Raw genomic sequence first — 23,017 nt, 5'->3', positions numbered from 1 at the left:
GCTCATTTCCAATTATTTTTACAAAACCATTTCCTTAAACACTTCCCAAAATTAAATTTCGGATAAATAGATTTCTATTTTTTCCGTATCGGCTTTTGAAACTGTATTCCAAATTCCATTTTCAAAATTTTTTTCATTAAACCAATATGCGTCCCCAATTCATATTGCTTAATGACAACTATGCTTTTCTAATCACTAATGATTCGAAAAGTTTCAAATTCAACTAAATACTTTTATATCTAAACCGTGTAGATCATGAAGAAACATTACATCTTTTTTTTAAGTTTAACTAAATTTAAAATAAAATTTATTACGCTACTTTTAATCTTTTGTAGCTCATCTATATATGCTCAAACGCAAGGCCCAAATGATGCCGGAATCGGTTTCACATCAGGATTTGGAACAAATTGGTCTAATCCAGGATCCATAACAGCCGATGACTTCAACTATGCCACTTGCAGCCTAGGTGATGGTGACAATTCCAGATACTTAAGAGGTCGTAACTATGGATTTACAATTCCAGCCGGTGCAACAATTAATGGAATTCAAGTTTCTATTATGAGACGTAGTAATTCTAACATTAACGGAGACAGCGTCGATGACGATATACTAAGATTAGTTAAAAATGGAAACGTCGTTGGAAACAATTTGGCATCCCCAATTGATTGGCCAACATCAATGGCTGTTGCAAATTATGGTGGAGCAACCAATTTATGGGGAACAACTTGGACTCCTGCCGAAATAAATGACGCAAATTTTGGTGTGGCATTATTAGTTGAAAATGAATCAAATAACTTTAACCGAACTGCTTCAGTAGATTACATTCAAATCACTGTTTATTATACATTAGGCATTACAATAACTAGTTTTTCTCCTACCAGTAGTTGTGCTAACTCAGGAGATTTAATTACCATCAACGGAACAAATTTATCCGGTGTAACAAATGTTTATTTTAACGGAACTTCCGCTTCATTTACCATAATAAATAACACTCAAATTACGGCAACAGTTCCTTCCGGTGCAACTTCAGGAACAATTAGTGTTACAAGTCCGTCAGGCAATGCAACAAGTGCAGGAAGTTTTACGATTCATCCGCTACCAACAGTAAATCCTATTACGGGAATTACAGATTTATGTCCATTTACAACAACAACACTCTTTAACACTTCTTTGGGTGGAGTTTGGTCAAGTGGAGATACTTCTGTGGCTACCATCGATTCTAGTGGAATTGTAAGTGGAGTTTCATCAGGTTCTTCTTTAATAACTTATACTGTAACGGATGGAAACAATTGTTCAAATTCTGCAACAATTACAGTAAATGTTACTGCTCCACCACTCTTATCCGGACCAACCGAAGTTTGTTTAGGAAATACAATTCAACTTTTGCCCTCTTCCGGCGGAACGTGGATTAGTAATAACCCATCCGTTGCAACGATTGACAATTCGGGACTTGTGAGCGGAATTTTATTAGGAAATTCAACCTTTACATTCACTGATTCTATAACAGGATGTTTTGCAACAACCGGAACTATCGTAGTTGTAGAATCACCACAAATTAAATTACAACCTGTCGTTTCTCAAACGGTTTGTTCGGGTAATTCTGTTTCAATTTCTACTTCAGCCGATGGTGCAGGATTAACCTACCAATGGTTTAAAGGAGCTATTTCACTTTCTGATGGCGGAAATATTTCAGGAGCCAATACTCCTACTCTAACTTTAAATCCAGTCTCACTATTGGATGACGGAACTGATTATTATTGCGAAATTATAGGAAATTGTACTCCATCTGTAACAACTGATTTTGCCACTATTATTGTGAATGAAAATGTTGCTATTGGCACACAACCCATTGTTACACAAACTTTATGTAGTAATGACACTGCAACTTTTTCAGTAATTGCAAACGGAACGGGATTAACTTACCAGTGGTATAATGGTGTAACTGCTTTAACCGATGATGCTTTTATTTCGGGAGCCACAACCGCTTCACTTTCAATAAGTTCATTATCGCCTGCAAATAGTTCAACAGAATATTATTGTATTGTTATCGGAACAAGTCCGTGTAATCCTGTAACTTCTGATTATTCAATTTTAATTGTAAATGACATTCCGGCAATTACGTTAGAACCCGCAATTACTCAAACTGTTTGTGCAGGAGAATCGGTTGATTTTATAATTAATGCAACAGGAGGAAATTTAATTTATCAATGGTATAAAGGTGCTATTCCATTAGTTGATGGAGGAAATATCAGCGGAAGCAATACCCCAACGTTATCAATTAATCCAACAATTCCAAACGATTCTGCAACAGATTATTATTGTATTGTTTCAAATGGCTGTAATCCAGATGCAACAACAATTAATGCTACTTTGGTTGTGAATGAAGAGCCAACTATTTTTGATCAAGTCATCACGATTTGTAGTGAAGAAACGTTTGTAATTTCTCCAATTAATGGTGATCCTGATGTAACAACTATTGTTCCATCTAACACAACCTATTCTTGGTTAGCACCAATTGTTACAGGTGGAATTACAGGCGGAACGGCTCAAAGCGGCGAATCTCAAATTAGCGATACATTGATTAACCCAACAGATTCAGTACAAACAGCAACTTACACAGTTACACCAACTTCGGGGACTTCGGGTTCTTGTGTTGGAAACTCATTCACAATAGTAGTAACGGTCAATCCAAAACCCTATAGCATCAACGTGATTGATTATGTTTGTAGCGAAGAAAATTTCAACATAATTCCAACCAACGGTGGCGGAAATATTATCCCAACGGGAACAACTTTTTCGTGGGGATTACCAACTGTTAGTGGTGGAATTACCGGAGGAACAGCAGAAAATGGTCTGTTATCATTGGATCAAACACTTATCAATCCAACTAATACAATTCAAACAGCGACATATAATGTTACAGCAAATTCAGGACTATGTATTGGAAGCACGTTCACGATTACACTTTTTGTACATCCAAAACCAACTGTTTCCGCAACTCCGGTAACACAAGAAATTTGTTCAGGTGAAGCATTTACAACATTCAATTTTTCAAATCCAAATAATTTATCTGGAACAATCACATACAATTGGACAAGGGATAATGATGTAAATGTTACAGGAATGCCAACTTCAGGAAGCGGAGATTTTGTAAATGGAACGTTGTTCAATGCAACAAATACAGTTCAAACTACCAATTTCACTGTTTATGCTGTTTCTGATGAAGGATGTTTTTCAGATACTTTTGTAATAAGTGTTGATGTAAAACCAATACCAACCGTTGATGCATTTCCATTGAGTCAATCGGTTTGTTCAGAAGAAAATATTACACAAATTGATTTTTTAAATCCAAATAATGTCACTGGAACAACTTATTCTTGGACTAGAGACAACACAACCAATCTTATCGGAATTCCATCAAATGGAACAGGGACTTTTATAACCGGAAGTTTAACAAATTTAACCGATTTTGTTCAAACAACTACGTTTACAATTATTGCGAGTACTGATGGTTGTGCTTCAACTTCCACCACATTTTCAATTACCGTAAATCCAACACCTACGGTTGATGCGATTCCATTAACGCAAACCGTTTGTGGAGAAATAAATTTTTCTACCATAACAATTTCCAACCCAAATAACATAGCAGGAACAACCTACACTTGGGTTCGAGATAACACCACTAATGTAACCGGATTAGTTTCAAATGGAAGTGGAGATACAATTTCAGGCACTTTAGTGAATACAACAAACATTGATCAAACAGTTATTTTTACTATTACAGCTTCCGCTAATGGATGTCTGTCTGATCATCTTACCGTTGAAGTGATTGTTCAAGCTTCACCTTTAGTTTTGGCAACTCCGACATCACAAAATAGATGTAACTCAGTAGCCATAAACACCATTAATTTAACTAATCCAAATGCAGTAGCAGGCACAACCTACAGTTGGACGAGAGATAACACAACAAATCTCACCGGCATTGCAGCAAACGGAACCGGAAATTCAATTAATGGCACTTTAACTAATAACACTTCAACTACACAAACTACTATTTTTACAATAACAGCAACAGCTCCAAATGGATGTTTCAGTACAACAACTGCCTCTGTAACGGTTTATGCAACATTAACAGCTCCTACTATCAATGCTCCGCAAACCGTTTGTTTACTATCAACTCCGGCTGCTTTGACAATCACAACACCTGTAACAGGCGGCTCTGGAGTAAACACGTATCAATGGCAACGAAGCGATGATAATGTAACTTTTACTAATATTGGAGGAGCTACAGGAGTATCTTACCAACCTCCGTTTGTTAATTTTGGAGCAGATAACACGTTTTACAGATTAATTGTTACCAATATTTGTGGTACAGTAACTAGCAATGTGATTTTTGTGGAAGTAGTTAGTAATGTTGGATTTACGTTTGACCTTGACAATATCCCAAGTGGTTCAGTTTGTTCTGGAACAGCAATTACTCCACAAATTAGTTCTTTTCATTTCTCATCATCTGCAGTTCGTTATTCATGGAGTGCTGATTCGAATTTTGTTTCTGCTGCATCTGGAGGTCCAATTGGAAATACAAGTGGAGTGCAGTTTTTCATTTTCAGAACATCCTCTGCAAATATTGGTCCGCTCACGGTTCAAAACAACACAAATGCAACTGTTGTTACACCAATTACAATTACACCAAGTGTTTATAATTATCCGGGTCCTCCGAGTGGTTCATTCATTTGCAGCATTACACCACAAATTGTTAACGTTTCAATCAGACCAAGACCGGTTGCAACAGCAAGTGTTTTAAATTCTACTTTTTGTAGTGGGACAAGTGCCGGAATTAATGTGAATGGAAATATCACAGATGCTTCAATGAGCTTTGCTTGGACAAGAAATAACACTACAAATGTTAGCGGTGGAAACTCAGGAAATTCAGGAAGTATTGCTGCCGGGGGTACTTTTATTATCCCAAACACATTAAACAATAACACCGCATCACCTCAAACGGTGACTTATACTATTACACCATCTTCTAATGGTTGTACCGGTTCTGCAATTACAATTTCTGTAACTATTGCACCTAATGTTCTTCCGGGAACTATCGCCTCAAATCAAACAGTTTGTTTAGGTGGAAATCCGGCTGCTTTTACACAAATTACTCCTGCTTCAGGTTTGAATTTATCCTATCAATGGCAAAGTAGCACACTGAGTAATACAGGTCCTTGGACTGATATTTCTGGTGCTACAAGTACTACTTATGATGCTCCGGGACCAATTAATCAAACAACTTGGTTTAGACGTTTGGTTATTTCAACTGTCAATGGCGTAGAATGTTCTGTAGCAAATTCAACGCCAGTTCAAATTACGGTAAACACTATTAATCCGGGTTCAATTTCGGGTAATCAAACAATTTGTAGCGGAGGCGATCCAGCTGCGTTTTCAAGTGTAAATGCAACGGGATCAGGCACGATTTCCTACCAATGGCAAAGTAGCACAGATGGTTGTAGCGGAACTTGGTCTGATATAACCAGCGAAACTAATGCCACACTCAACGTTCCTTCCGGTTTAACTGTAACAACTTATTTCCGAAGAATTGCAATTTCTACCTTAAATGGAGTTCCTTGTTCCGATTTTAGTAATTGTATAATCGTAACCATTAATGAAGTAAACGCAGGAACAATAGGAAGTGACCAAACTCTATGTGGAAACAATCCGGATGCTTTTACAGTTTTAACTCCTTCAACCGGAGCTGGAACATTAACGTATCAATGGCAAAGAAATACCGTTGGATGTGGTGGTCCGTGGACAACAATTTCAGGAGCAACATCAGCAACTTATGACCCGCCATCCGGAGTTACAGTAACGACTTATTATCAACGAATAACTACTTCAACATTAAATGGCGTTTTGTGTTCGGTTGCAAGCAATTGTATTACAGTAACCGCCAATACACTTACCGCAGGAACGATAAATGGTAATAGAACGGTTTGTGATGGTGGTGACCCTTTACCATTTACAGAGACAGTTGCTGCTACCGGAGTAAATTTAAGCTACCAATGGCAAATCAGCACAACTGGTGGTGCCGGGCCGTGGTCTGATATTTTAAGTGCTACTGATCCAACTTACGATGCTCCGGGTCCAATTACTCAAATTACATATTTTAGAAGAATGGCAATTGCAACTGTTAATGGAGTGGATTGTTCAGCACCTTCTAATTTTGTGACTGTATTTGTAAATTCGGTAACACCTTCTGTGATTGATGGAAATCAAACGGTTTGTCAACCGATAGATAATCCAAATGCATTTACAATTGTTTCACCAGCAAGCGGAAGTGGAACATTATCTTATCAATGGTTAAGAAGCACAGTTGGATGTGGTGGTTCATGGACAACTATTTCCGGTGCAACGAGTGCAACGTATGATCCACCAATTGTAACTCAAACAACATACTACCAAGTTAGGGTAACCTCAACGTTAAACAGTGTTCCTTGTGTTGCTTTTAGTAATTGCATCGAAGTAACCAGCAATGCCAAAACATGGTTGGGAACGATAAATTCAGATTGGAATAATCCTTCAAATTGGCAACCTAACGGAGTTCCAACTTCTGACCATTGTGTTGTGATTCAAAATGTTGCAAATGATCCAATTATTTCAGGAACAAATTATCAAGCTTTTGCAAATACCATTTCGTTGATGGCAAGTGCAGATTTAACTATCGCTTCCGGAAATTCGATAACTGTTACCGGATGGGTTTCTGTTGCAGCCAATGCTATTTTTGAAATAGAAAACAATTCAAGTTTAGTTCAAATTAATGATGTTGCAAATAGTGGAAACATAACATACATCAGAGAAGCCAACAATATTGACGGACTGGATTATGTTTATTGGTCATCACCGGTTGCAAATCAATTATTGAATTCAATTTACACAAGTCCGCCACAAGGTCCAAAATACAAATGGAATCCAATTCAAGTGAATGGAAACGGTAATTTTGGTAATATTAGTCAAGGAACTTGGGTTAATGCAAATGGAAACACGATGGAAGTTGGTCGAGGCTACATCGTTCGTGGTTCATCTAATTCCGCAATGGCTCCAACCACCATTTCGAGCACGTTCACCGGTGTTCCAAACAATGGTTCAATAAATTATACTATTGAAAGAGGTATGTATACCGGAGCACCTTATTCAGGTTTAAACGGTTCTCAAATTTCAAACCTAGATGACAACTGGAATTTATTAGGAAATCCATATCCATCAGCAATCAATGCGTTACAATTTTTATCAGATAACAGTAGTGTTCTTTTGGGTAGTGCTAGACTGTGGACGCACGGAACAGATTTAACTTTTGGCGGAACAAATCCTTTCTACGGTAGTTTTGGATATAACTATTCATCATCCGACTATTTATTCATCAATTTCACGGGACCAACAATTCCTACTGCTTCCGATTTTATAAAAACAGGACAAGCCTTTTTTGTTCAAATGGTTGATGGTCCGGGAAATGCATCAGCTCAAGTAAACTTTAATAACTTGCAAAGAAGTAATGCTTTTCCAAATAATAATTTCTTTAGAAATGCTGAAAATTCATCGAATGAAAATTCAATTTCAAATTTAGAAAGACACCGAATTTGGTTGGATATTGTCAATTCGAATAATCAATCTACAACGACTTTAATTGGTTATGTGGAAGGAGCTTCAAACGATAAAGATTCATTTTTTGATGCTCATGAAAAAGCTTCGGGTTCTTTAGGAATTTATTCCAACATAAATGAAGAAACTTTTGCAATTCAAGGTCGATCGTTACCTTTTACAGTAACAGATAAAGTGCCAATAACAATTAAAACTGCAAATTCAGGCTCCTATCACCTAGCCATTTTAGCTGTTGACGGATTATTTGAAAATCAATCAATTTATGTGAAAGATGAGTTACTGAACGTAACTCACGATTTAAAATTGGCTCCCTACTCGTTTTCATCCGAAGGTGGAATTCAACAAAATCGTTTTAAAATAATCTATCAAAATGAAACACTTGGAGTTCCAGAAACACCTGAAAATCAAGTCATAGTTTACAAAGACAGAACAAAATTCATTCAAATTTCTACAGGAAACATAACAATGGATCAAGTGAAAATTTATGATATTCAAGGTAGATTGATTAAAACTGTGAGCAATATTAACAACACCACATTATCAATTGATACACAACTCATGGCAGATCAGGTTTTGATGGTTACAATTATTACATCTGATAATCTTAAAATTACGAAAAAAGTATTCTGATATTTTTAGTTTACATGAATAAAAATAACGACTTCTTTAATAGAGGTCGTTATTTTATTTATAAGTAAACACTGATACAATCTTTTCGTTTTAACGATTAAATTGTACTTTATAACAATTTATTAACAAATGATTAGCATTTTGTTACATTTTAAATTAAAATATTTATTTTAGTGGAATCAAATTTAATCCACACCATGAAAAAAGAAAATTGGGGAGTTTTTTTTCCTTTACCTGTTTGTCGTTTTATTGGAATAATTATTCTATTTTTTTATAACACAATTGATAGTAATGCACAGTGTGCTGCCTATACCGCCAATATTCATTGCACAACCGCTGCACCAACAATTGTTGGCAGTAGCATTACATGCTCTCCACCTCAAAATAATGCAGGAAGAAGGAACTTTCTAGTGACCAACATGGTTGCCGGAAATATATACAGAGTATCCAATTGTGGTTCAGGATTAGACACACAACTAACTATTTTTAATGCTGCAGGCTCAGCCTCAGTTGCATTTAATGACGATAATGGACCCGCATGTGCAGGAACAGCCGCTTCTATAGATTTTACCCCACCTGCAACAGGAGATTACCGCATGCAATTAAATCGATTCAACTGTGAGACTTCAATAAATCAAGCACATGGCACAATAACTTTAACTTTATTAGGAGTAGCTCCTCCAAGTCCTGTAAATGACTTATGTTCTAATGCAACACCACTTCCTTGCGGAACAACCAATTTAGCCGGAACAACTGTTGGCACCACCAACATTACTAATGTTTCTGGTTGCACTATGTCAAATTATGGTGTTTGGTATACTTTTGTTGGCAATGGCAATGTCACAACAATTTCCACTACACCTTCTTTTGATATAAAACTTTCTGTTTCAACGGGAACATGTGGTTCAATGACTAATATTGCCTGCACCGATACTAGTCCTGAATCTGCTTCATTTAGCACTCTTAATGGTACAACATACTATGTTTATGTTGCTCATTGGTCATCTGGCAGTTCAACTACAGGCACATTCACTATATCTAGAACATGCTCCGCTCCTATTGGTAACGATAATTGCTCAAATGCTGTGAATTTAAGTGTAAACCCAACCAATGCGTGCACAACTTCAACATCAGGTTCCTCAATTGGTGCAAGTCAATCGATGGCCGGCTGTTTAGGAACTGCAGATGACGATGTTTGGTTTAGTTTTATAGCAACTTCAACTAATCATAATGTAACAGTAACACCAGGCACTTTAAGCGATGCTGTGCTTCAAGTTTTTAGCGGATCATGTGGCACTCCTACAAGTTTAGCCTGTGTAGACAATACTATCTCAGGAAACGAATCTACAACTGTAAGTGGCTTAACCATAGGCAACACCTATTTTGTTAGGGTTTATAGTTATTCAAACGGAAGTGGCCAGGGCACGTTTACAATGTGCGTCTCAACGCCAGTTGATCCATGTTCAGCTTTAACAAATATTGCTTCTTGTGGTTCAACAATCAATGTTAATATAGTTTCAGGAAGTGGAAGCTATCCTAATTCCACTTGTGGATGGACAACTCCGGGGATTGAAACAATTTATACTTTTACACCTACTCAGTCAGGAACTTACACGATTCAACAAACAAGTTCATTTGACACAATAGATTACCACTATAAAGCTGTGGTGGACGGCTGTAGCAATACAGGATGGAATTGTATTGATGATTTATATGGTGCCTCAACCAGTTCAACTTTTTTTCTATCTGCTGGTGTACAGTATTATTTTCTTTTGGATCCTGAAAGTGCAGCAGGTGGAAATATTAGCTTTATAATCAATTGTACTACTAATCCATGTACAAATGGCTCAGGAACCGGAACCACGGCTTTGGCATGTCCTTCTGTTCAATCCGGCGGATTAGGATTAAATGGAGCAGATCCAATTCCTATGGATTGTAATTTTGTTTCAACGTGTGTTGATCTAGAAGCAACTTATTTACAATTGGGCGATACTTCATCGTATACCGTAGAATCGATTACCTATAATCCTCCATATCAATTTAATTGCTTACAAAATCCTGTTAGTGTGAACATTGATGATATTTGGTCGCCAGAAATCAATATTCCTTTTGATTTTTGTTTTTATGGAAATACCTATAATTCATGTATTATGGGTTCAAATGGGATGATTAGCTTTAATACGGCAGCGGCGGGTGGTGCTTCGGGATTTGAATTCGATGCAAATTTACCTAGTACAGCTGGAGCTTTATTCGCAAATACGATTTATGGAGTTTATCACGATATAGATCCAAGCGTAGGAGGTGAAGTTGCATGGGAATTAATCACTCTAAACACAGGATGTAGAGCTTTAGTTGCTGGATGGAATAATGTACCTATGTTTCTTGATAATAGTATTCTTTATACAGGTATGATTGTGTTGTATGAAGACACCAACATCATTGAAGTATACATTAAAGAAAAAAACATTGATTCATATTCCTTTGCCTATAGTGATGCTTGGAATTATGGAAATGCTATTGTTGGCATTCAAAATGCAACTGCCTCTCAAGCTGTGGTTGCTCCGGGCCGAAATGGTTTAAGTCCTAATTGGACAACCACCGATGAAGCTTGGCGTTTTGTTCCGGCAGGTCCATCTATCACTTCTATTCAATGGTTTGAAGGTTCAGGAACATCTGGACCTGTTGTTGGAAATACTGATACAATAAACGTTTGTCCAACTGTTACAACAACTTATACAGCACAAGTTACTTATGCCCTTTGTAATGGCTCTACAATAGTTGAAAATGACGAAACTATCGTTACGGTTTTAGGTGACAAAACGTGGAACGGCTCAATTGATTCGGATTGGAATAAAAACAACAACTGGACTCCTGTTGGTATACCAAATAGCTCTGACTGTGTTTTAATTCCGGTTACACCAAATGATCCAATAATTTCCGGAACAAATTATAACGGCTTAGGAGGAACACTACGTATTTTAAATAATGCTACGCTAACAGTAAATTCAAACAATAGTATCACCATAACAGATTGGGTAAATGTGCAAGCCAACGGAACTTTTGACATACATGATAATTCCAGTTTAGTTCAAATTAATAATACAACCAATATCGGAAATATCATTTACCGAAGAGATACTGACATTAGAAGATTAGACTATGTCTATTGGTCTTCTCCTGTTGCCGGATTCAATGTAAGCAATATCCCCGCTCCAATTGCTCCGGGTCCAATATTCACTTGGAATACAACACTTGCAAATCCAAACGGTGGTCAAGGCTATTGGGTTGGAGCAGCAGGAAGTACAATGCAACCCGCCGTGGGTTATATCATGCGTGGCCCAAATAGTTTTGGAAATACGCCAACAACCCTCAATGGAAGCTTCATTGGAGTTCCTAATAACGGACAAATCACAACTGCAATTACAAGAGGTAGCGACACCAATACAGCCACACATTATGGAATTAATGGAACAGAAATTACGAACCTAAGTGATAATTATAATTTAATTGGCAATCCCTATCCTTCAGCAATTAGAGCAAGTCAATTTTTGTTCAATAACAATACTAAAATTGAAGGAAATGTACGACTATGGACACACGGAACGTTACCTGCTGCAATAACAAGTCCTTTTTATGATACGTATGCCTATAATTATACACCAGGAGATTATTATATATACAATTTTACAGGTGTTACTTGTTGTCCCGCTGCAGGTTCAGATTTATTTATAGGAGCAGGTCAAGGTTTCTTTGTTCAAATGATTGATGGTCCTCCGGCTTCAGATGTTGTTTCATTTAATAATGGTTTAAGAAATTCAGTGTATAACAACAGTTTGTTCTACAGAAATGCAAACCAAATTGAAACACAAACTAATTTAACCGATTTAGAACGACACAGAATGTGGTTTGACATCATTAATTCAAACGGACTAAATGATCGAACTTTAGTCGGCTACATAGAAAATGCAACGATGGGCAGAGATAGTTTCTTTGATGCAAATACAGCAGTTGCCGGAAATATGATAATTTATTCGCTTTTAGAGGAAGAAAAACTAACCATTCAAGGAAGAAGTTTGCCTTTTGATGAGAATGATATTGTTCCGATGGGCGTTCATATTCCAACTAGTGGTCAATACACAATTGCTCTTGCAGCCATTGATGGTTTATTTGAAAATCAAGCTATTTATTTAAAAGATAATTTGACGAATACCATTCACGACATCAAAGAAAATCCATATTCATTTACATCGGAACAAGGAACATTCAACAATCGTTTTGAAGTTATTTATCAAAATGAAACGCTGAGCAATCCTGATTTTTCTTTGGAGAATATTGTCAGAGTAACATCTAATGAAAATGTCACCGTTCATTCTACCATCGAATTAATGGAATCCATTTTGGTTTATAATGTGTTGGGACAAAAATTAGCGGAATACAACAATGTCAATGCAAATCAATTAATATTGAATAGTTTACAGAAAAACAATTCTACTTTACTATTGAAAATAAAATTACAAAACGGAGCTACTTCCATCGAAAAAGTAATTTATTAAAGATAATTGATAAAACGCCAAAAAGACCTTTGCTTTAAATAGTGAAGGTTTTTTTCGTTTTCATAGGCTTCTCTTTCAAACGAAATATTACGATAAGCTAAATTTCTGTCTCTAAATTGAATCAATCGAACTAAATATTCCAAGATATACCAAACCAAAAAAGGCACAACCAACAATTCAATTTGTTGTCGAATATGAATACGTTCGTGGTTCAACAAAACTACATTTTCTTTGTCCGATTTGTATTTTAAAAACACAAACGGATACAAAGTAAGTCCACGAAAACCTTTTGGGGTTAAATATTTAAAAACTAATACAAACATTTGTTGCAAAGTTGCTAATTTTGTAGTTATGAATACACCAAATTCTGAAAATAAATTAATCGAAGGCGAAGATTTCTATTACACGCCCGAAGGTTATAAATGTTTTACTGAAAAATATCATTTAAAAAGAGGGCATTGTTGCAAAAGCGGATGCCGACATTGTCCGTATGGGTTTGATAAAAAAACCGGGCAAATAAAACCAAAAAAATAAAAATGGAAGCAATTCAAACCAAATCATTCAAAGAGCAAATCACAGAAGGAATTCCAACCGAATTACCTTCTCCAAAATCCTATGAAATTGATATAAATCACGCTCCAAAGCGAAAAGAAATACTTTCGGATGAAGAAAAAAAATTAGCTCTTCGCAATGCGTTACGTTATTTCGAACCAAATCAACACGCTACTCTCCTACCCGAATTCAAAGAAGAATTAGAAAAATACGGACGGATTTATATGTATCGTCTTCGTCCGGATTATAGAATGTATGCCCGACCAATTTCAGAATATCCCGGCAAAAGCGAACAAGCAAAAGCGATTATGTTGATGATTCAAAACAATTTGGATTATGCTGTGGCTCAACATCCGCACGAGTTGATTACGTATGGCGGAAATGGTGCAGTTTTTCAAAATTGGGCTCAATATCGGTTAACGATGAAATACCTTTCGGAAATGACGGATGAGCAAACGTTGGTAATGTATTCCGGTCATCCAATGGGTTTATTTCCATCCCACAAAGATGCTCCACGAGTTGTTGTAACGAATGGAATGGTGATTCCAAACTATTCAAAACCGGATGATTGGGAAAAAATGAATGCGTTAGGCGTTTCTCAATACGGACAAATGACGGCCGGAAGTTATATGTACATTGGTCCGCAAGGAATTGTTCACGGCACAACCATTACGGTTTTGAACGGTTTTAGAAAAATTAAAAAAAATCCGGAAGGCTCCATTTTTGTCACTTCAGGTTTGGGCGGAATGAGTGGTGCTCAGCCAAAAGCCGGAAATATTGCCGGTTGCATTACCATTTGTGCCGAAGTTAATCCGAAAATTACACACATTCGTCACTCGCAAGGTTGGATTAATGAAGTGATTGAAAATGTGGATGATTTAGTAAATCGTGTTCGAAAAGCTCAAGCTGAAAAAGAAGTGGTTTCAATCGCTTATCTCGGAAATATCGTAGATGTTTGGGAACGATTTGATTCAGAAAATATTCATATCGATTTAGGATCAGACCAAACTTCATTGCACAATCCATGGGCGGGAGGTTATTATCCTATTGGTCTTTCTTTTGAAGAATCGAATGAATTAATGGCAAATAATCCTGAACTTTTTAAAACGAAAGTGAAAGAAACATTAGTTCGTCATGCGGCCGCTGTGAACAAACACACTGCCAAAGGAACGTATTTCTTTGATTACGGAAATGCCTTTTTATTAGAAGCTTCCCGTGCTGGTGCCGATGTGATGGCAAAAGACGGCATTCGTTTTAAATACCCGAGTTATGTGCAAGACATTATGGGACCAATGTGTTTTGATTATGGATTTGGTCCGTTCCGATGGGTTTGTGCCAGCGGAAAACCGGAAGATTTAGCCAAAACCGATCAAATTGCATGTGATGTTTTGGAAGAGATGGCTAAAACCGCTCCAATCGAAATCCAGCAGCAAATGCAGGATAATATTAAATGGATTAAAGAAGCTCAGAAAAATAAATTAGTCGTGGGTTCGCAAGCCCGAATTTTATATGCCGATGCAGAAGGACGAATGAAAATTGCCGAAGCATTCAACAAAGCCATTGCTAAAAACGAAATTGGTTATGTCATTTTAGGAAGAGATCACCACGATGTTTCCGGAACCGATTCACCATATCGCGAAACGTCCAATATTTATGATGGTTCAAGCTTTACTGCAGATATGGCGATTCACAACGTGATTGGCGACAGTTTCCGTGGAGCAACTTGGGTATCAATACATAACGGCGGCGGAGTTGGTTGGGGCGAAGTAATAAACGGCGGATTTGGTATGGTTCTTGATGGTACAGAAGACAGCGACAGACGATTAAAATCGATGCTGTTTTGGGATGTAAATAATGGAATCGCCCGAAGAAATTGGGCCCGCAACGAAGGAGCTATTTTTGCAATTAAAAGAGCAATGGAGACGCAACCTTTATTGAAAGTTACCATCCCTAATTTAGTAGATGATGATTTATTATAAATTGTTTCAAGTTTCAGGTTTCAAGTTATCCCACAGGACTTGAAACCTGAAACTTGAAACCTGAAACAAAAAAAGCTATGAAAACACTCAAATTTTTACCCCTACTACTACTTTTTACACTCGCTTCGTGCAGTTCAGTAAGAGTATATTCTGATTACGACAAAAATGCCGATTTTAATCAGTACAAAACCTATGCATTTCAAAAAAGCGGAATTGACAAAGTCGAGATTTCCGATTTAGACAAAAAAAGAATCCTTCGTGCCATTGACGAACAAATGGCTGCCAAAGGTTTTACCAAAAGTGAATCGCCTGATTTATTAGTGAATATTTTCACGAAAGAACGTGAACAAGTGGACGTAAACCAATTCAACGCCGGATGGGGTTATGGTTGGGGATGGGGATGGAACCCTTGGATGTGGGGTGGCATGAACACCAGCGTTTCCTCATATGTTGAAGGAACATTATTTATCGACTTGATTGACAATAGAAAAAAGGAACTCATTTGGCAAGGCGAAGGCATTGGTGTTTTAACCCGAAACATCGATAAAAAAGACGAACGCATTAATGAATTTGTGGCTAAGATATTAGCTCAATATCCTCCTGAGAAAAAGTAAACAGTTTGCAGTAGCAGTTTGCAGTGAACAAATAGAACCGGAGTAGAAATGCTTCGGTTTTTTTATGCTGTAAGGTTCTTGATTTATTTTTTAGAAACTTTCTCAAATTACGGATTTCCGTAAAAATTTTGCATTTTTAGTTTATAGTTTTACAGAAAAGTGTTAATAAGTAAAGTTGACAATGTCTTTTGTAGATGTTAAATTTACTTTTAATAAAAATATGAAATTAAAGATATGACAGATTATTTTGATAAATTAATAACTACTTCAACAGTAAGGCTACAAAACTCGGAAGATTTAAGTTTCATAGGAACTGGAGTAATATTTTATAATGTTAATCTTAAGGATAAAGTATACGTATTAACGGCTTCGCATTGTCTTTTTATAGATAATGATGAATTTTGTGATATTAGAAAAGAGGTTAACGTTAATTTTTACAATCCTTTTTTATTAAGATATGAGACAGTAAAATATATAATTAACCCTGATTTTTTATCTACAGAAATTACTAAAGATGTTGCAGTTTTAGTTTTCGATAAATCTATTATTGAAAATATTTTAAAATTTATACCTGTAATACCAGTAATCAATGAAAGGCATTCTTATTCTAGTTTTATAATAAAAGGATTTCCTAAAGCAACTCTTGGAGAAGAAATAGCTGTCTTAAATCCAACTTGGCTTCAGAATATTGATAATAGATTTCAAGTAGAACAGAAAGAGGATTACTCAGAATACAACACTCAAGGTTTTTCAGGTAGTGGTGTTTTTTTAATTGCCAATGATGAATTGTATTTACATGGAATTTTTACAAGATTTAGACCCCAAGAAAAAGGAAAAGTAATCTATTGTCAGTATATCGAAACTGTAAATGAAATTTTAGATAAAAATTATTTAACAAAAATATCTTTTAGTTATTTTGGCGATTATGGTTTAACTCCAGATTTTTTCAGTAAACATATTCAAACTGCAATTAAAAATTTAGGTCCACGATTCAATGAAGACTTAAATTTTCAATTACCAATTGCCAAAATTTTCAATGATATTGCAAAGGACAATTTATTTTTTAAACGATTTCTAAATATAGTTGATAAATGGATTTTAGAAAAAGGTTACAGGAAATTAGTGAACAACATCCATCTTGATAAAATTGAATCTGACCAAAATAGTCTTAAACAAAAAACTACAGATTGGGTCAAAAATCAAAAAAAATCAATTACTGAAAAAATAGAACTAAATTGGATATTTGATTCGATAAACAAAATCAATAAAGAAATTGAAGTAAAAACAAGTGAACTTTATAAATTAAGACGAGAAGAAGAAGAAAAGAATAAAGATGTCAAAAAGGATTATAATTATCATTCTCCTTACGAAAAAGAAATAAGTAGATTGCGAGAAATTGAGCATGGTAATGAAGAATTTATTGATAATATATCGAATAAGTTGAATGTTAATTTAGCTAACAATCCTTACTTAATAATCAAAGGAGATGCTGGAAATGGAAAATCACATTTACTAGGAGATATTGCAAAAAAAAGAATTGAAAAGAACTTACCAACTCTTTTATTGCTTGGACAACATTTTGTGGAGAATAAAAGTATTTGGGAAAATATCAATTCTAGCTTATCTATTTCTTGTACAAATAAACAACTTTTAGAAACTTTAAATAATATAGGAAAACATATTGGTTCTAGAGTTTTACTACTGATTGATGCTATCAATGAAGGTGCAGGAGCAAATTTGTGGGAATCGCAAATTGCTGGTTTCATAAATGAATTTAATAAATACCCTTTTGTTGGTTTAGTCTTAACTATTCGAACTACTTATTTAGATTTTGTAATTCCAGAAAATGTAAAAAACAACCCCAATATAACTTTTAAAACTCATGTAGGTTTCAAAGGAAATGAATATGCAGCACTTAAATTGTTTTGCGATTTTCACGATTTAAAACAGCCTCATTTTCCGATACTTGCCCCCGAATTTACTAAACCTTTATTTTTACAACTAATATGTAATACTATAAAAGATACTCCAGATAAAACTTTCCCTCAAGGTTTTCAAGGTGTAAGTAAAATATTTGAAATATACATCAATTCAATAAATTTAAAATTCCAAAAAAAGCGTGAAGAGTATAAATATTCTAATGTTGTGCTTGAAGCAATTCATAAAGTTGCTTTAGCAAATTATAATAACGAAAACAAATCGTTACTTTTAAAAGATGTGAAGCGTTTACTAAAAGAAGCGTTTCCAGATAACAAACTTTTATTGAATGATTTGATCGAAGAAAACATATTTATTACAAATCCTCAACTAAATTATGAAAGTAATCAAACAGAAGAAATATTATATTTTGCTTATCAAAAATTTGGAGACTTTTATGTTGCTGATGAATTACTAAAGAAACTTAACACCCCATCTGAAGTATTAACAGTTTTTAAAAAGGAAAATGAATTTGGAAAGTTGCTTTCAGATAGAGACGAATTTTGGTATAATGACGGAATTTTAGAAGCATTTTCAATATTATTGCCCGAAAAATTTAATCTTGAAATTTTTGAAGTGTATAGTTGGTATTTTGAATATGAAGAAGATAAATTTTATAAACAACAAGTTATTGATGAGTTAAATAGGTTTTTATTAGATAGTCTGAATTGGAGAAAAATTGAGAGTATTGACAATCAAAAGTTTATCAATTGGTTTAAAGGAGAATACTTTCGTATATCTACTGATGATTATTTATGCAAACTTATTGAATTATCTACAGTTATTGGGCATCCTTTCAATAGCGATAGAATGTTTAGAGTTTTAAAAAGCCATAAAATGCCACAAAGAGATAGCTTTTGGCAACAACATTTAAGGTATTATAGTGGATATAATGATGATAATACTGCCTATCCTATTCGTAGATTAATAGATTGGGCTTGGACTCCAGATATTTCAAATAAATTAGACTTTGAAACCACAAGACTTACTGCACAAACTTTAACATGGGTTCTATCAACCACTAATAGAAAATTAAGAGATCAGACAACCAAAGCTATGGTTAATCTACTAGAACAACAACCAGATGCGTTAATACAAGTTCTAAAAACTTTTAAAAATATTGATGATTTATATATATCAGAACGATTATATGCTATTGCTTATGGTTGCGTTTTAAGAACAGAAAATATTGATTCTATAAATAAAATAGCAAGGTTTGTTTATAATTCAGTTTTCAAGAAAGGCAACCCTCCAAAACATATATTATTAAGAGATTATGCTCGAAATACAATTGAATATGCAATTTATAAAAATCCAAAGCTAAAAGTAAATGTAAAGTTAATTAGACCTCCTTATAAAAGTATTCTTCCAGAACGCTTACCTACTGAAGAAGAAGTGTTAAAATATAATTATCCTTATGAAAACGCAGAGGCTAAAAGAGATTATAAATTAATGAATAATAGGATTTATCACTCTGTTACTGGATATGGAGATTTTAGTAAACATATTGATGGATGTCTAGATGACTTTGCCCCAACTAGCTTTACATTTGAAGTTGAGTATCGATTTTTCTACAATTCTATTAATAGAAATAAAAAGAAATTTTTAAATACCATAAATTCAATATTGAAGTTAAAAAATAATTATAATAAGGATCATCATATTTATCGAACTAATAATAATGATTCAATAATAAAAAACCTCGATGATTTATTAACTAAATGTATTGGACTTATTGACTCTACTTTTGAAAATGCAGATAAAGACTTTGTAATAAACAAAGCCATTCCCTATTTAGAAGCAAAGCATCAATATAAAAATTGGAAGTTAGGCAAAAGTGACATTAATTCTTTCAAATACTGGATAATTGATAGAGTATTTAAAATTGGTTATAATTATAAATGGCATGGACAATTTGATGAACAAACAAGTAGTTATAATTATAGCAGTGAGAATCGAATTGAGCGAATTGGTAAAAAATACCAACGAATAGCATTATTTGAAATTTTGGCAATGATTTCAGATAATTATATGCTTAATAAATTTAGCTGGAGTAGTGAGAAAAAATATGAATTCTACAAAGGAGCTTGGCAGCTCTATGTTAGAGATATTGACCCGGCATTTATAATAAAAAATATTGAAGAAGATGAAGAAAGTGATGATTTAGGTATTCTAAATGAAAAACAAGAATGGTGGGAAGATTTAGATTATAAATATTGGAATCAACCAAACTCTGAATGGGTTGAGAAATTAGAAGATTTACCAAACCTTAAAGATGTTTTAGGAAAAAAAGATTTAGAAAACGAGGATTGGCTATACCTAAAAAAATTCGCATCTTGGGATGAGCCAAAACCAATTGGAAAAGATAAATATCAAATACAACGAAAAGAAATATTTTATAAAATACAGGGTTATTTGATTAACAAAAATCATAAAAAGAAAATGATTAATTGGCTTATTCAACAAAATTTTTGGGGAAATTGGATGCCAGAAAGTAGTGATCATAATCATTTAATAAATCGCGAAAAATTTTGGTCGCCTGCTTATTTTGATAGTGATGAAGAATTAAAATGGCGAACTATCCGAGATACAAACTTAAAAGTTATAATTGCCTCTACAAATGCAGTTAGTAATATGAATGATGATAAATCAGGAGCTCAATTTAGTTATGATATGCCGTGTAAAACAATTTTTGAGGGCATGAATTTACAATATGCTCCAATTGACGGAGAGTTTAAAAATCAATTTAATAATATTGTTGTTAAAAATAAGAATTACAAAGGATTACTTATAAAAAAAAAGGAATTTTTAGAATTTTTGAGTAATAATAATCTAGATATAATTTGGACTGTTCTTGGTGAAAAGATGTCTTATAACTCTAATAGTATTAACAACTATTTTAAACAATTAAGCGGTGTTTATTTCATCGAAAATGGAGAAATAAAAGGAAATATGATTTCATTTAAAATGGAATAAATCTAAAATTATGAAAGTACAATTTTATAAAGCTGAATGTGGGGATGCAGCTAGAATTAAATTTTTAGGTAATGACAATAAGTACCATAATATTTTTATTGACTCGGGCTTTGAAAGAACATTTCGATTTGTTTTAGGAGATGAAATAAAGGAAATTGAAAAGGACAATGAAGTAATTGATTTATGGATTCTTACACATATTCATGATGATCATATTGGTGGAGTAATTAAATATTTAGATTTAATTAAAAGTGGAGAGTTTAAAGACACAGTAAATCAGTGGTTCTATAATATCCCTAGATTTTATAATATTAGCAACAGAAATTTATCTTTAAATATCAGTAGTTCTAAAAGTATTTCTCAAGGAGATATGGTTTATGAATATTTGAAAATTAATGAGAAAGTATCGGAGATTGACATTACTTCTGAACTCGATATAGTTGATTTATTTGGAATGAAACTTACTGTTTTAACACCATCCGTCGAGAAATTAGATAAATTAAGAGAAAAGTACCCATTTGGTAGCATTAATGAATTAGAAAAATCTGAAATAACTTCAATTAGTGAAGCAAAAGCACCAAAACCAAATGACTATAAAATAAAACTCGTTGATTTTAATATAGAAGATTTTACTGAAGATAAATCTATTGAAAATGGCAGTAGCATTTCAATGATTACTGAATATAATAATAAAAAGATATTATGGTTAGCCGATTCACATCCTAGCGATGTTATTACTTCACTGCGAAATTTAGGATATTCAATAGAAAATCAATTTGAATGTGACTTGGTAAAAGTTTCACATCATGGCAGTACTGGAAATAACAGTAATAAGCTTTATGATCTGATAAAATGCAATAACTATCTTTTTAGTGCAAATAGTGAGAATAAGTATAATTTACCATTTAAAGAATGTATTGCGAGAATTTTAAGAAATAAAAAAAGAGATTATAACTCTACATACAATCTTTATTTTACTCATGACAACCAAACTTTAAGAAATATTTTTAAAATTGATAGAGACAATATTTTTAATGAATTTAACTTTAATTTATTTTTCTCAAATGATAAATATTTGAGTTTAGATTTAGAATAATGAGTAGCTTTATTAAAAATTTAATAAGAATAGATTATTCTTAAATATAATTTATCACCTTAACTACAAGGCTCTAAAAACCTTGCAGGATTTAAATCGGAAGTTCATTTGAAATGCAATCCCCTAGCCCGGATTGAAACGCAAAGCTTTTTTTGAAAAAATAAATTAGTTTTGTTGGCTTTACAAAGCGACAAATCTCGATAGGAGAAGACCTAGAAAAAACGAACCTTCAATTATTTATTAAGTAATTTTTCTAAATAGGTCACTTTGTCTTTTTCAGCTTGAAGCAATCGTTCAAATAATTTTTCCTTTTCATCATAAAGTGCTATTACTTTATCTAAAGGGTTAAAAGTGCACAAGGTATTACCAACCGTACTTTGGCTATTGTCATAAAAATTATTATTAAAATAATTTATAACAGCTTCTTCACTAAAGTTCTTTATGGCTTCAACAGTTACTTCCAATTCCTTAGCAATTAACTGTAGTTTATCTTCATCAACAGTCTCACTACCCTCAATATTTGAAATAGTCTGTTGGCTCACGCCAATAGCCATAGCCAACGCTTCTTGTTTCATTCCACGTAATTCTCTAATCCGGCTAATGTTTCGGCCAATATGTTTTGGTTTTGTCGTCGTGTTCATAATTCAAAAATATAAAAATTAGTAGTAAAGTCCGGTTAGTAAAATACAAATCGCTCTTGTATCAGACAAATAACCACTAGGCTTTAGTCGTTAGTCAATCAAGGTTGTTTACACAAAAATAAACTTTTTTCATTCAACACAAACCTTTACCCCCACCAAAATTTCAAAATCCAACAAGTAATCCCAATTTCACAACCCTTTTCTCCTACCTACCATCTTCCATCCCACTTCACATTGTCAAATTTTCAAATTGACACATTGCCTCATTGCCACATTGTCTTGTCCTAAAATAGCTATACACAAAAAAATGTATATGGAAAACCCAGAACAAGAAATTTATGCTTCACGGGAG

General features: G+C 34.1%; 9 protein-coding genes. 7 read left to right on the top strand and 2 right to left on the bottom strand.

Annotation, left to right across the window (positions count from 1 at the left end):
- Window positions 1–255: 255 nt before the first annotated feature.
- Both AC23MC_RS04045 and AC23MC_RS04040 read left to right on the top strand, forming a co-directional pair.
- The gene (locus tag AC23MC_RS04045) at window positions 256–8,277 is read left to right on the top strand and encodes a PKD-like domain-containing protein (RefSeq protein WP_487567143.1); all 8,022 of its coding nucleotides are present in this window, start codon (window positions 256–258) and stop codon (window positions 8,275–8,277) included.
- Window positions 8,278–8,474: 197 nt separating this feature from the next.
- Window positions 8,475–12,830, top strand: coding sequence for a hypothetical protein (locus AC23MC_RS04040; RefSeq protein WP_487567142.1), 4,356 nt, complete (start codon window positions 8,475–8,477; stop codon window positions 12,828–12,830).
- Here AC23MC_RS04040 and AC23MC_RS04035 read toward each other — a convergent pair.
- Window positions 12,827–13,153 (bottom strand): hypothetical protein, encoded by a 327-nt coding sequence (locus AC23MC_RS04035; RefSeq protein ID WP_487567141.1) that lies wholly within the window; start codon window positions 13,151–13,153, stop codon window positions 12,827–12,829. The genes AC23MC_RS04040 and AC23MC_RS04035 overlap by 4 nt on opposite strands.
- Window positions 13,154–13,181: 28 nt before the next feature.
- Between AC23MC_RS04035 and AC23MC_RS04030 the strand changes: the two genes are divergently transcribed.
- The 5 genes from AC23MC_RS04030 to AC23MC_RS04010 all read left to right on the top strand — a co-directional run bounded on the left by AC23MC_RS04030 (window position 13,182) and on the right by AC23MC_RS04010 (window position 22,024).
- Window positions 13,182–13,364 (top strand): C1orf53 family protein, encoded by a 183-nt coding sequence (locus AC23MC_RS04030; protein WP_487567140.1) that lies wholly within the window; start codon window positions 13,182–13,184, stop codon window positions 13,362–13,364.
- A gap of 2 nt (window positions 13,365–13,366) precedes the next feature.
- A complete protein-coding gene (gene hutU, locus AC23MC_RS04025; RefSeq protein WP_487567139.1) occupies window positions 13,367–15,361 on the top strand; it encodes a urocanate hydratase in 1,995 nt (664 codons plus the stop codon).
- Window positions 15,362–15,438: 77 nt separating this feature from the next.
- Window positions 15,439–15,975 carry a DUF4136 domain-containing protein gene (locus AC23MC_RS04020; protein ID WP_487567138.1) on the top strand — a complete coding sequence of 179 codons (537 nt, stop codon included), beginning with the start codon at window positions 15,439–15,441 and terminating at the stop codon, window positions 15,973–15,975.
- A gap of 234 nt (window positions 15,976–16,209) precedes the next feature.
- A complete protein-coding gene (gene avs2, locus AC23MC_RS04015) occupies window positions 16,210–20,928 on the top strand; it encodes an AVAST type 2 anti-phage system protein Avs2 (RefSeq protein WP_487567137.1) in 4,719 nt (1,572 codons plus the stop codon).
- 10 nt (window positions 20,929–20,938) lie between these two features.
- Window positions 20,939–22,024: an MBL fold metallo-hydrolase gene (locus AC23MC_RS04010; protein ID WP_487567136.1), complete on the top strand. Its 1,086-nt coding sequence runs from the start codon at window positions 20,939–20,941 to the stop codon at window positions 22,022–22,024.
- A gap of 233 nt (window positions 22,025–22,257) precedes the next feature.
- Here the strand turns inward: AC23MC_RS04010 and AC23MC_RS04005 are convergent, their stop codons facing one another.
- Window positions 22,258–22,665 carry a helix-turn-helix domain-containing protein gene (locus AC23MC_RS04005; RefSeq protein WP_487567135.1) on the bottom strand — a complete coding sequence of 136 codons (408 nt, stop codon included), beginning with the start codon at window positions 22,663–22,665 and terminating at the stop codon, window positions 22,258–22,260.
- Window positions 22,666–23,017 lie beyond the last annotated feature (352 nt).

Source organism: Flavobacterium sp. T50_26, assembly GCF_057652995.1.
The sequence above is the reverse complement of the archived record's forward strand: the minus strand, read 5'-3'. Positions and strand labels throughout refer to the sequence as shown.